Annotated in this window: 9 protein-coding genes and 1 tRNA gene; 6 read left to right on the top strand and 4 right to left on the bottom strand. The window is 39.8% G+C overall.

Features of this window, described 5'->3' with window-relative positions:
* The first annotated feature begins 42 nt into the window (after positions 1 to 42).
* From ACJV45_RS00520 to lacZ, 3 genes are all read left to right on the top strand, one after another.
* Positions 43 to 975 carry a carbohydrate ABC transporter permease gene (locus ACJV45_RS00520; protein WP_419397393.1) on the top strand — a complete coding sequence of 311 codons (933 nt, stop codon included), beginning with the start codon at positions 43 to 45 and terminating at the stop codon, positions 973 to 975.
* Between the two features lie 41 nt (positions 976 to 1,016).
* A complete protein-coding gene (locus ACJV45_RS00515) occupies positions 1,017 to 1,934 on the top strand; it encodes a carbohydrate ABC transporter permease (protein WP_004120280.1) in 918 nt (305 codons plus the stop codon).
* Positions 1,935 to 2,037: 103 nt separating this feature from the next.
* Positions 2,038 to 5,190: a beta-galactosidase, LacZ type gene (lacZ, locus tag ACJV45_RS00510; RefSeq protein ID WP_419397392.1), complete on the top strand. Its 3,153-nt coding sequence runs from the start codon at positions 2,038 to 2,040 to the stop codon at positions 5,188 to 5,190.
* Between the two features lie 106 nt (positions 5,191 to 5,296).
* Here lacZ and ACJV45_RS00505 read toward each other — a convergent pair whose 3' ends face one another.
* The 4 genes from ACJV45_RS00505 to ACJV45_RS00490 form a co-directional block, all read right to left on the bottom strand.
* Positions 5,297 to 6,724, bottom strand: a complete 1,428-nt coding sequence (locus ACJV45_RS00505) for an alpha-L-fucosidase (RefSeq protein WP_419397391.1) — start codon at positions 6,722 to 6,724, stop codon at positions 5,297 to 5,299.
* A gap of 223 nt (positions 6,725 to 6,947) precedes the next feature.
* Positions 6,948 to 7,394, bottom strand: a complete 447-nt coding sequence (locus ACJV45_RS00500; protein ID WP_415685845.1) for an RbsD/FucU family protein — start codon at positions 7,392 to 7,394, stop codon at positions 6,948 to 6,950.
* Between the two features lie 158 nt (positions 7,395 to 7,552).
* Positions 7,553 to 8,968: a DUF4032 domain-containing protein gene (locus tag ACJV45_RS00495; protein ID WP_004114068.1), complete on the bottom strand. Its 1,416-nt coding sequence runs from the start codon at positions 8,966 to 8,968 to the stop codon at positions 7,553 to 7,555.
* A gap of 178 nt (positions 8,969 to 9,146) precedes the next feature.
* Positions 9,147 to 10,274 carry an ABC transporter ATP-binding protein gene (locus tag ACJV45_RS00490; protein ID WP_004114066.1) on the bottom strand — a complete coding sequence of 376 codons (1,128 nt, stop codon included), beginning with the start codon at positions 10,272 to 10,274 and terminating at the stop codon, positions 9,147 to 9,149.
* 353 nt (positions 10,275 to 10,627) lie between these two features.
* Between ACJV45_RS00490 and ACJV45_RS00485 the strand changes: the two genes are divergently transcribed.
* The 3 genes from ACJV45_RS00485 to ACJV45_RS00475 all read left to right on the top strand — a co-directional run bounded on the left by ACJV45_RS00485 (position 10,628) and on the right by ACJV45_RS00475 (position 13,585).
* Positions 10,628 to 12,364 (top strand): serine/threonine-protein kinase, encoded by a 1,737-nt coding sequence (locus ACJV45_RS00485; RefSeq protein WP_004574426.1) that lies wholly within the window; start codon positions 10,628 to 10,630, stop codon positions 12,362 to 12,364.
* 99 nt (positions 12,365 to 12,463) lie between these two features.
* Positions 12,464 to 13,405, top strand: a complete 942-nt coding sequence (locus tag ACJV45_RS00480) for a DsbA family protein (protein ID WP_419397390.1) — start codon at positions 12,464 to 12,466, stop codon at positions 13,403 to 13,405.
* Positions 13,406 to 13,511: 106 nt separating this feature from the next.
* Positions 13,512 to 13,585, top strand: a tRNA-Thr gene (locus ACJV45_RS00475).
* Positions 13,586 to 14,005 lie beyond the last annotated feature (420 nt).

Raw genomic sequence — 14,005 nt, 5'->3', positions numbered from 1 at the left:
AGCACCTATTTAACTGAAAAATTTTTACATTGGGGGAAAGCAATGATATTGAACACTTCTGAAAATAAACGAGCGAATTTAACACGGCAACGCAATGGCATTAAACGCGAAGGAGCTGCTGGTTGGATGTTCGTGCTTCCATTTTTGCTTCTCTTTACCTTCGTGTTTATTATTCCACTTGTATACTCGATGTACATTAGTTTCTTTGGACACCAATTAATTGGCGGAACTGTGTTTGTCGGCGCAAAAAACTATCTCGAACTCTTGAAGGATCCATTATTGTGGCAGGGTATTGCACGCGTTCTCATATTTACAGCAATCCAAGTCCCTCTAATGTTAATAATTTCGATTTGTCTAGCGCTTGCTATCGACTCGAAACGTCTATATGGCACAAACTGGTGCAGAATCTCAATATTCATTCCATACGCCGTTCCTGGTGTTATCTCCACATTAATGTGGGGGTTCATCCTAGGAACCAGATATGGTCTGTTTAAGAATTTTAATGAAATATCTCATACTGATATAAATCCATTTTCTCCTTCATTTATCATGATTTCTATTGGAGTAATGATTAGCTGGGCTGCTATTGGATATAACATGCTCATCTTCTATTCTTCATTAAAGGCTATTTCACCAGATCTTTACGAAGCTGCTGTAATTGACGGTGCAAGCTATCGCCAAATAGATCGTTATATCAAGCTTCCAGAGATTAGAGGCTCATTGGCTATCACTACTATCTTCTCAATAATAGGTAGTGTACAGCTTTTCAACGAGCCGCAAATTTTGTCTAAAATGGTTGGAGGAACTGGCATTACAACCAGTTGGACACCAAACTTATACATTTACAATCTAGCTTTTGGTGATTCTTCACAGGGATATGCTGCAGCAGCAGCATTGATTATGGCAATCATTGTTATTGTTGTTACATTTACAATTCAAATTCGCAATATGCGCAAAAATGTCACTGCTGATTAACACTAAACAAACATGCAATGAAGCATCCAAAGGAAGAACAAATGATTAATACAACAAAATCATCAAACAATCAGGCAGCGATGCCTCCACGCACGAGGTTCTACACTGTTGAACATCCAAAGAAGAGCCCAATGATGACATTCTGGGTGTATCTATATCTCTTATATGCCCTCGTTCCATTTGTTTGGCTATTCATAAATGCTACAAAAACTAAGGCTGATTTTGCTTCTACATTCGGCCTATCATTTGGATCCTCATTCGCGCTATGGGACAATATAATAGAGGTATTTACATATAACAATGGCATTTTCGCGCGATGGATTCTGAATACGGTCCTATACACAATAATTGGCACTATTATTTCTGTATTGTTTGCAACTATGGGAGGATATGCTCTAGCAAAACTCAATTTTAAAGGTAAACACTTTATTTTGCTAACCATCTTAGGATCTATGGCAATTCCAGGAGTACTGCTGGTAGTTCCACAGTTCTTGATTTTCTCACAACTTGGTTTAACGAACACTCCTTGGGCTGTAATAATCCCATCGCTCCTAAACCCATTTGGTCTATATTTAATGTGGACATTCTCAGGGCAAAGTGTTCCAACTTCTCTTATAGAAGCAGCACGTATTGATGGCGCTGGTGAAGGACGCATTTTCTTCCAAGTGGCATTACCACTTATGAAGCCATCATTGGTAACAGTGTCATTGTTTGCATTTGTTTCTATTTGGTACAATTACTTCCTTCCATTGATAATGCTTAAAGACTCTAAATGGTATCCATTGGCATTAGGACTTGCACAGTGGAATGCTCAAGGAAATGAAGGCGGCAATATGCCGATTATTCCAAACCTAGTCATTACTGCATCTTTGCTGGTCGTATTCCCGCTGATCCTGTTGTTCTTAGCATTGCAACGCTACTGGCAATCAGGCTTAGCAATTGGAGCAACAAAAGGATAACCTACTAAATCTGCTTTTATTGCTTCTGACAGTTTTATGCTGTCAGAAGCATAATTAATCTATACGTATTCTTAACTTTTACTAACACAATTTGGAGCATGTAATGGCTAGGCCATCTATTTATAATGACAATACTTGTTGGGATGAGCCAACATATACTTGCATATCTTCTAATAATGCAAAAACTGATTGGATAACGAATCCTCAGGTTTTTGCCGTTAACACTATTCCAGCGCATTCACATCATCATTACACAATCAACGGTACCACACCAATACAGTCACTTAATGGAACGTGGGAAGTAAAGCTACTTTCTTCCCGCATATTCAACCCTGAAAACTTAGATGAGAATATTAAAAATTACAAAGATTCTTCATATAAAACAATCTCAGTTCCATCACACTTACAGATGAATGGTCTATTAAAACCGCAATACGTTAACGTTCAGTACCCTTGGGATGGCCATGAGGACGTTCAAGCACCAAATGTTCCTTCCTTAAATCACGTGGCAATTTATAAGAAACATTTTGTTTTACAAAATAATCTTAAACAGATTTTGAACGAAGAAGGTAAAGCTACTATTACCTTCCATGGAGCACAAACAGCTATTTACGTATGGATTAACGGAAAGTTTGTTGGATATGGTGAAGACTCTTTTACGCCGAGCGAATTTGATATTACTCAATTTTTGGAAGATTCTGAAAATAGTATTGTTGTAGCATGCTACGAATTTTCTAGCGCATCATGGTTAGAGGATCAAGATTATTGGAGACTACACGGCATTTTCCGTTCCGTTGAACTGCGTGTACAGCCTTCCAACCATATATCAAATCTTCATGTTGATGCAGATTATATTAATGATACAAATACTGGGAAACTCGCATTTAGAGCAAACATAGAAGGAGACAATTTAACAGATATTACACTGCACGCTTATCTTACAAATCATAAATACAGCAACGATAAATTCACAAATAATAATGAGATCTTGTGGGACTGCACGCTACCTGCACAAACAATTACTGAACTAAAACCGACTACTATTCCTAACGCACTACCTTGGAGTGCCGAATATCCTGCGCTATACGACTTACATATTGATGTTGTAAGCAAACAATCAAATATTATTGAACATGTAGTGCAGCCGATTGGTTTTAGACATTTTGATATTGAAAACGGCATAATGAGATTAAACGGAAAACGCATTATTTTCAAAGGCGTGAACCGTCATGAATTTAATTGCGACAGAGGCCGAGCAATCACATATGATGACATGGTTTCCGATGTGCGTTTTTGTAAGCAACACAATATAAACGCTGTACGAACTTCTCACTATCCTAATCAAGATGTTTGGTACGATTTATGCGACGAATATGGGTTATATCTTATTGACGAAACTAATCTAGAAACACATGGAACGTGGTCAGATGGGCGCGGAAACATAACTCCAGAATGCGCTATTCCTGGAAGTAGAGACGAATGGCGTGCCGCGTGCGTAAATCGCGTCGATAGCATGATTCAACGCGATTACAATCACCCGTGTGTGCTGATTTGGTCTCTCGGAAACGAATCCTTTGGTGGAGACGTATTTCGTTCTATGTATCATCATGCTCATGCACTAGATGCACATCGTCCAGTGCATTATGAAGGTCAGACTATGGATAAGTCTTGGCGCGATACTAGCGACATTGAAACGCGCATGTATGCTCACGCAGATGAAATAGAAAAATACGTATCAAACAACCCAGATAAACCTTATATATCTTGCGAATACATGCATGCTATGGGGAATTCATTGGGAAACATGAACGAGTATGTTGCTCTTGAAAAGTATCCACATTACCAAGGTGGTTTTATTTGGGATTTCATCGATCAGGCGATAAAACAAACTCTACCGGATGGAAGCACGCGTTTGACATATGGTGGAGACTTTGATGATCGACCTACCGATTATGAATTCTGTGGCAACGGTCTATTATTCGCAGATAGAAAACCAAGTCCTAAGGCCATTGAAGCTAAACAACAATATGCAAATATAAGACTATTTCCAAACGAAAATGGTGTTCGCATAGAAAATCATCAGCTTTTCACAAATACTGAAAATTACGTATTTTTGGCAAAATTACGCGTTGACGGCAAAATTATGTGGTCTCAACCATATACGTGTAATGTGGAACCTGAAAATGATTTTGAAATGCCTATAGAGTGGCCGTTGGAACAGTATCAAAGCAGTGGGGAAGAAATTACTTTTGAAGTTTCGTGCACGCTTGCAAAATCTACATGTTGGGCACAAAAAGGATACGAATTATCGTTCGGACAATACACAATACTCACTAAAAATTCAGAATCACAAGCTAAGCAAATATCAGATGCACGATTACATAAAGATGGCACCGTTACTATTGGACGCTGGAACGCAGGAACACGTAACTCTTCAATAGAAACGCTTTTTTCATATTCACAATGTGGGCTTATTTCATACCGCCTTGGCGAACGAGAATTTGTGATTAAACGCCCTTTGATCACTACATTCCGAGCACTAACAGACAATGACCGCGGTTGCAAACATGGTTTTGAGCGTGCTCAATGGTCCGTAGCAGGTAAATATGCTAAATGCGTAGATCAAACAGCTGAGAAGCTCGACGACAATACGCTACAAATTGTATACAAATATGAGCTTGCTAACGCAGACCATACAACAGTGAATTTAACATATGTGTCTAAAACATCAGGAGATTTACACATTGAACTAAATTATGTTCCTTCTGGAGAAGATTTACCTTCCATTCCAGCATTTGGATTGGAATGGATGCTACCGATAGAATACAGAAACCTTGAATTCTATGGTATTGGTCCTGTTGAAACATATGCAGACCGTATCAGTGCGGGACGTTTAGGAATTTGGAAAACAAATGCTTTTGACGATTTTATGCCATATCTTGTTCCACAAGAAACTGGTAATCATGAAAAAGTAAGATGGGCAAACATAACAGACGATTCTGGGCATGGCATGCGTATTCAGCGACATAATAGTACCAGCAACTTCTGCATAAGTTTACTTCCATACAGCAGCACCATGATAGAGGAAGCACAACATATAAGTGATTTAGGTGACTCAAAACATATGTTCTTGCGAATTCTTGCAGCACAAATGGGAGTCGGCGGCGATGATTCGTGGGGCTCACCTGTGCATCCCGAATATCATTTGCCTGCAAATAAACCATATTCTCTAAATGTGGATTTGCAATTATTCTAACCCTCCCTCCTATAGCCAATACCGCTGATATAGTTACAAAAAAATTTCTATGTCAGCGGTATTTTATTGCTATTAAAATAAATTTATATCAGAGTTTTCTTTTCTACTACTCGTCTTGTGCAACTAGTGGATAGCATGATTGAAGAGCTACATATTGACGAATACTAGTTATTTTCACAGTTAACGATACTGCACGAATCGTGTCAAAACGTAGAATTTTGCGATATCCTATGGCATGAACATCTGAAACATGATGATTTACTCCACTTTCATCAACAATGTGAATTTCAGCTGTTTCAACGTGTTGTCCTTTACTAATATCTTCTTCAATAACTAAGCCATCAATATAAGTAGGCTCAGTAAATACCATACGAAAATCAATCGGCTTAGAAGATGACAATGCCGTACCCTGTTTTCTGTCAATCAAGTACTTTGGATTTCCCTCATATGCATTAGTACTTAAAACTTGTATTGATAATGCTTCAGGATCTCGTAATTCACGCTCATGGAATTTACGAATTTTATCGCCCAATTCTTTTAAAATTTTAACATCAGAATCTGCTAACAAACCATGACGCGTTGGCGGCACATTCAACAAAAGTGTTGAGTTACCCCCTACAGATTTACACCATATATCAAATAATTCATCAGAACTGCGAACATTATTATCCTCATTATCGTGATGGAACCAACCTTTGCGAATAGAGGTATCAACTTCTGCTGGATACCAGGCAAAATCGCCTTCGTAGTGTGCAAGCGCCTTACGAGACCCTAAATCTTCATCAGTAGACGCAAATTTGCGAGAGAACTTACCATCATCTGATTGTTGTGATTTTGAAGAGGTTAATTCAGCACTACGTAATTCTGTAGGTAATACGCTCCACTCGTTAGAGCGCGTATGACCAGCTTCATTGCCACACCAACGCACATCTGGACCGCAAACACTGATAACAGCATCTGGCTGCAGCGCACGGACTGTATTATAGATTCGTTGCCAGTCATAAGTTTGCGTTTTACCATTCTCACCCTCGCCGCAAGCACCATCAAGCCATACGGAAAAAATAGGACCATAGTGCGTTAGCAATTCAACAAGTTGATTAATATAAAAATCGTTGTAAACTTTGCCAGTGCCATATGATGATTCGGTACGATCCCATGGTGAAAGATATACGCCAAATTTCATATTATGTCGATAAGCTGATTCACTAACTTCGCGCACAATATCTCCTTTGCCATTTTTGTATGGAGAGAACGCAATGGTATGCTTGGTGTACTTTGAAGGCCACAAGCAAAAACCATCATGATGCTTGCAAGTTAGAATCACGCCGGTCATACCTGCCGATTGTAGAGCATCAAGCCACTGGTCAACATCTAAATTATCTGGATTGAATAGCTTCGGATCTTCATGCCCAAGCCCCCATTCACGATCTGTCATAGTATTCATTCCAAAATGAATAAAACCATACATTTCCATGCGCTGCCAAGAAATTTGACGTGCTGTAGGCCTTACATTTGCGAGATAATCCTCATTCATACTGCCACCCTGCTTTAGTAATCAATGCAACTTCACACCGAACAATTAATTGTTTACTATATTAACAAAAAACAAGGATGTGTGCCAGTTAAATCATTATCAATACAAAACTAAAAACACTGCAGCGCAAAATAAGAAATTACAAAAATCTTATTTACAACGATGCAGTGTTAAAAATACTCTAACCAAAATCTCTGGTAGGGTTTATTTGTTTAAGAGTTATTTATTCTCCAGCGAAAACCACACCTTTTCGAAGCATAATATTCGCATATTGAGCGCGTTCACCAGTAGCAACCACACAATATGCATTCTTAGCTTCATCATAAAATGCAAAACGCTCTAAGGTTCCTATGGCATTAGCGCCGCGCTTATCAAAACCAGAGATAATATCTTCATAGTCGTTCCAAATTGGAGTTTCACAAGAATCCCCTGGAACAACTTCCATAAGAGTAACTGGCTTAGATGTGTACTGGTCAAGAGGCATAAGCTTCAATATAGCTTTTAACAATTCTGAAGTACCATGTCCATCGCAACGAACAACAATTGCATCTTTTCCTACCGATTCGGTTGGAAAATTTCCATCTGCCAAAACCAAAACATCTCCATGTCCCATTTCGCAAAGTACTTTCAATAATTCTGGCGGTATAATGGGATCAATGCCCTTTAACATAGAAATCTCCTTTGATTTACATAATAACTATTTCCGTTAGTTGACAATCATTGGCAACTAACAGGTTGAATAATATCACACGATATTAATAAAAAATTCCATAATTATAGCAAAATATTCTTTGCTAACTAAAGAAAAATATGCACTAACGAGTGAATTCAACTAGCCCAAACGCTAGCGTCTTGGTCATCTTCATCAATATCGCGAGTCATAGGAGACGAAGTAGAATACGTGTATTCATCGTCTACCACACCAGAATCAGCATCTGCATTAATCGCGGCCAAAACACGCTTGTCCATCTTATATTGCGGCAAAACGTTCTTAATATAGCTTGTTACAGCATCTTGCATAGAAACATCATGCCCAACGCGTTCCGCCATAAACCAACGATGATCTAATACTTCATGGAAGAACTGTGCAGGTTGGATTTGCGATCTAAACTCAGCAGGAATCATGCGTACCGTAGGCTCAAACACCTCACGCATCCAATCAGTAGCAACAATCTCCAACTCTTCACCCTGGCGCCACGTAGACGTACGATAAGCGTCTAAATCATTAAGAAGCCTACGAGCCTGGTTCTCCTGAACATCAAGACCAGTCAAACGAAGTAGCTTACGTGAAGCATAACCAGCATCCACAACTCGTGGACGAACCAACACTCTTCGCCCATCCACAGAAGTTTTCATTTCCAACTCGTCAACATAAAAACCAAGCTCATTAAGCCTATTGACTCGTCTTTCAATACGCCACATTTCGTCTGGACTAAATTTGTCCACATCTGTAAGCGTGCTCCAAAGAGAATGATAACGGTCAACGAGCCTATCTCCAATGCTAATCTCATCAACCTCACCAGGCAAAAGTTGACCAGAACTTAAATCCATTAGTTCGCCAATTATGTTTGTGCGAGCTAAATCAATATCGTATTCACGCTGACCTTCTGTAAGGCTTCCATGCAAATCACCTGTTTCAGCATCAACTAGAAATGCTGTAAAAGCATCCGCGTCTCTTAAAAATAGAACGTTAGAAAGAGAAACATCTCCCCAATAGAATCCCGAAAGATGCAGACGAACCATAAGCACAGCAAGCGCATCAATCAAACGCTCTGCAGTATCAGGTCTTAAGGTACGAGCAAACAGAGCGCGATATGGAAGAGAGAATTTAAGATGACGAGTTACCAGCATTGCCTCAAGCGGTTCACCGTTCTTATCTTTTCTACCAGCTACAACAGCTATAGGAGTAACAGTTGGAAGCTCCAATTTGCGCAAACGCCTTAAAAGCTCATATTCGCGTTCAGCAACTTGACGAGTAATTTCCTTCATTGCATACACTTCGTCGCCTACGTGCACAAATCGCACAACGTGCCTAGAGATACCGCGCGGCAAGTTTACAAAAAGATTTGTAGGCCATTGAGATAATGGAAGCTCCCACGGAAGCATAAACATTTGAGGATTAGAGCTTGCAGCAGTAATCTTCAAAGCTTGAGGCTCTGCAGAAGATACAGTTTCATCCTGCGCAGATACTGATGTTGCTTGCATAGCACGTGGATCCAATAAAGGAGTATCGTTCCATTCCATAAAGTTTAATCTACCCGTTAAGTTCGAACGCCAATAATCGAATAATAAATCGCAATCAAATTATAACTAATCGTAAATAATTCAAACGATGCGAAAACGGGGCTCGCGTAGCGAACCCCGCCATACCCTTATACAGAAATCTTGGGCACTTTAAACAAAGCACCCAAGAAAACAGCAATTAGTTCAAACGCAGCTCTGTAGAAGGTGCAAACAGGTGCATCTTGGATGGATCAATCTTAATCTTTACAGTGTCACCGACCTTTGGAAGCGCACGTGGGTTCACGCGAATCGTTGTGAGCTTGTTCTGGTCGCTCATCATTGTAGATGCCTCTTCTGGAGAGCCATCAGTGATGATGTTGCCGTAAATATAACCGTCAGAGCCAAGATCTTCCACATTCACAACCTTCAAGGAGAAGGCATTTGGATCATCAGAAGTTGCCAAGCTTGCATCTTCTGGACGGAAGCCGACAATAATCTGACCCTTATCTTCTTCAGTAAGCTTATCAACAGCTTCTGCTGGAAGAGTGATGGAATCTTCGCCAATCTGAGCCTTGCCGTCAACAACTGGATGCTGGTTGATGTTCATAGATGGGGAACCAATGAAGCCTGCAACGAACACGTTCGCTGGACGATCATAAAGCTCGGTAGGAGCACCAACCTGCTGCAAAACACCAAGCTTGATTACAGCAATACGGTCACCCATTGTCAAAGCTTCAGTCTGATCGTGGGTCACGTAAAGGGTAGTGACGCCAAGCTGACGCTGCAATGCTGCAATCTGTGTACGAGTCTGTACACGAAGCTTTGCATCAAGGTTGGAAAGAGGCTCATCCATGAGGAAGACTTTTGGTTCACGAACAATTGCACGACCCATTGCCACGCGCTGACGCTGACCACCAGACAAAGCCTTTGGCTTACGATCCAAGTACTCAGTCAAATCCAAAACCTCAGCAGCCTTTTCAACACGCTTGCGGATTTCTTCCTTACTTACGCCTGCAATCTTAAGAGCAAATCCCATATTGTCTGCAACAGTCATATGCGGATACAATGCGTAGTTCTGGAATACCATTGCAATATCGCGATCTTTTGGCTGCATAGTAGTAACATCTTGACCACCAATAAGAATGCGACCTTTGTTAACCTCTTCCAAACCAGCCAACATTCTCAATGTCGTTGACTTACCGCAACCAGATGGACCAACGAGTACAAGGAACTCGCCATCCTTAATAGTCATGTTCAAATCATCAACCGATGGCTTGTCATTGCCTGGGTAGATACGGGTGACATGATCAAATACAACTTCTGCCATGATATTTTCCTTTCATCGGCAGGTACGTGCCGAACGATCCGTTGTGAAGGGTGTGCACTCAAGACCCCAAGTCCTACATCGGCGGCGTCAATCGTCCACATTTACTTACATGGTTCATTGAAGGTTCTCTTCGTTGAGCCATGCTCCAATATATCATGTTTATTTAGTAAAAACAGCAAAATTACAGTATTTTCTGGCATTTCGGCGTGTCGAACAGATAAATCACATATAAACAATGTTTAATAAACACGCATTAATATGTGTTAAATATCTAAACATTTGTTTATAAAATTTTGTATAAATTTTCCTCTGAAACGCATAATTGGCATACTCTCCCATTACCATAATGCATTATGGAAGATGTGAGCATATTTGATTTGCGTTCTGGCCAAAACATTGGCGGATACACGCTAATTGAACGCTTAGGCGGAGGAGCTATGGGCTCTGTCTGGCGCGTCCACGATGACGGTGGCCAATTTTACGCAATGAAAATTCTGCGTGCATCTATGTTAGAAGATCAAAGTGAAGATTTAGATTCATTAGAAAACACTAATCCTCAAGAACAAGCAAGACTTAGACTTAGACGAGAAGCTCTAGCTTTACAAAAAATTCATCACGAAGGCGTGTGCTCAATAGTAGATATGGAACTTGACGCTTCCATAGCATTTATAGTTACAGAGCTAATTGATGGTCACAATCTTAAAGAAGATGTAGCTATTAACGGTCCATATGTAGCAGACGATTTAGAACGACTAGCTCACAAGCTAATCGATGCAGTAAAAGCGGTTCACAACGCTGGAATAATACACAGAGACATTAAGCCTACAAACGTTATGATTTCTACAACAGGACCAGTTTTGGTTGATTTTGGTATATCTATGGGTCAGGGCGAATCGCATGTTACACGCACTGGTTTAGTTATGGGCACCCCTGGTTTTATTGCTCCAGAAATCATTGAAGGATCAGATTCTGACGAGATTACAGATTGGTGGAGCGTCGCTGCAGTTCTTGCTTTTGCCGCAACAGGAAAGCCTGTTTTTGGAACAAAACCAATAATGGCGGTTTTGGAAAGGGCAGCTTCAGGAAACGCTAATCTTAATGGACTCCCTATAAATACTATGCGTGCATTTAAGTCTGCATTAAGCCCTAAAAGAAGCGAACGCTGTACTCCCGAACAACTTGAACAAGCTATTTGCCAAGATGCATTAAATCCTATGGCTTTACAGGAATCTAATTACCCTTTTGACCATACGTCTGATGGGTTAACTGTACCTAATCAGCTAACACAAACTCGCATTATGCCAGAAAATCCTAGAAAACTGTGGGTTGCTGAAGATCCTAAAAGCAGTGATTTTACAACACCTGTTGATACGACACTTTTTAATACAACACGTTTTAATACAGATTCTGATGACTCTACAAAAATTGTTGATAGACAAAATTTTGATCAACAAGATGTTGATGAACAGAATAATGTTTATCAAGATGAACAAGAATACGCGAATGAACAAGAATACGCGAAAAATTCTGAACAGGGTAATATACATCCTAAAACAAGTAAATATATGTTTCGCGGAACATTTTCTTTAATAATATTTGCAATACTTTCCTCATCTATTTCAGTATTCTCTATTATTGACGCACTATCTGCAAACATTATTCTTATGCTTGTTACAGCCACAATAGGATACAATGTTTGCGCACAATTACGCAGACAATCCGCAAACGATTCGACTGGTGGGAAAGATTGGTTGATAAGAATCGGTAGTATACCTTGGCATTTTGTACGAGCGTCTATTTACACGATTCCTAGATTAGTCACAATGATAATTACAGGTGTTATTGGCGCATATATCTACCCACTTATGATTCATGCGACTCCACAATTAATTAAATTCAAAATATGGTTTATTACCATACAATTTCCAACTTACTCTCCAGATGTTTTCTCTCAAACATCAATTGGATATCTTATTGGTTTTATAGCAGGATGGATTATTGCTTTTATTTTAGGGAAAACTAAGATTTTCAGAATCGGAGCAGGAGCAATTCTCGGAGCGGGAAAAATCTCAAACGAGCAAGAAATATAGACAGTTGATACCGTCAACTAGACTATTCTGCAGATATTTTTATTCCACGAGAACATCACCAAATTTGCTTGTACAGAAACCTGTGCAGAAAGGAATAACATGCCAGATATTAATCAAAACAGCATGCAGAATCACAATGGTAAAGATCTTAAAGATAAAAAGGCTAAAGAGTTACGCCAGCAAACTATTGTTGGAATCGTTGTTGTGGTTATTTTAATTGGCATGATTGCTGCAATTGGCATTACGGCTCTTAACGCAAGCAATATGGAAAATCAAAAGAAAATTGAGCAAGCTCAACAAGCAAAGAAAGCGGTTAAAAATCTTACAGGTGACCAAAAGCCTAAATACGCTAACAACGAGGGCGGAATTTTAATCAGCAAAAACGGATATGGAACAACAGTTGAGAATGCTCCAACCATTGCAGTTTATGCCGATCCACTATGCCCTGGGTGCGGTAATTTTAATCGCGAATCGGATCAAATGCTTATTGCCATGATGAAGGCTGCTCAGATTAATCTTGAAATTCACCCAATGTCATTCTTAGATCGAATTTCTAGCGACCACTATTCAACACGTGTAACTGGCGCAATCGCATACATTTCGTCTAACGACGACAATCCTTTGCATTTACTTCAATTTATTAACAACATTTTTGCTGAAGATTTCCAGCCAGAAGAAGGCGATGATTACAAGCCTGTAAGCAATGAAAAGCTTATTGAACAGGCAATTAAGGCTGGAGTTAGCAAAGAGGTAGCAAGTAAAGCGTTTGATAGGAATTATCTCGCTTGGCAAGATGCTATTAATTCCGATACTCCAAATCGTAAAGCTTTGTGGAATGTTAGCGGACAAAATAAGGGCGCTATGACCACTCCAACAACTACTATCAACGGAAAACTGCTTGATATGGTTGTGGTTGGTAAGAAAAATCTCAGTACACCGGATGCTATTCTTAAGTCTATTGGATTAGACAAGTCTAAGGTTGGCGTTTCTGGCGTTATGCCAAAAATAACTGACAAAGATCAGCCAAATCCTATTGACTAGTTCTTGTTGATTAGTGTTTCAGCGCGAACAAGTTGCATTTTGGCATTGGGTGCTGGTACACTAATCAATGTTTTGCGCGCACGCTAGTTATTGCACGCAGGAACGCGCCTCCTTAGCTCAGATGGCCAGAGCGGCCGCCTTGTAAGCGGCAGGTCGCCGGTTCGATCCCGGCAGGAGGCTCTGTTTTATTCTTCTACTTGTTAAAATATGATTGTTGATAGTGTTAAGTTGAAGGCTTTTGGCAATTTTAGTAAAATTTGCGTTAAAGGGTTAGAATTAAAGCAAATAAGTTTATAGATTTATCGTATGATAATTTATAAAAAGTAAGACTTGTATTCATCATAAAATATAAAATAAAAACTTACAAAAGATTTGCATTGTAGACTTTGCTTGAGTAAGTTCTCGGAAATCTTCCCCCAACTCAGGATTTCCGAGTAAGAGGGTGGAGCGTCCCCCAACCAGCTCCTCCTCTATGGGGGCGGGAACAATCCCCTTCTCTCCCGCCCCCACTTTTATGATAGATTTCATCAACATTTATAAGCTTTCAGCTCAGTTGCGAGCATTATATATAATTAAAGTTCAGTTTTACTTTGGAAGTGA

Origin of the sequence: Gardnerella lacydonensis, from assembly GCF_048545055.1 — a bacterium.
Taxonomy (GTDB): domain Bacteria; phylum Actinomycetota; class Actinomycetes; order Actinomycetales; family Bifidobacteriaceae; genus Bifidobacterium; species Bifidobacterium vaginale_C.
This window is presented reverse-complemented; position numbering and strand designations above follow the sequence as displayed.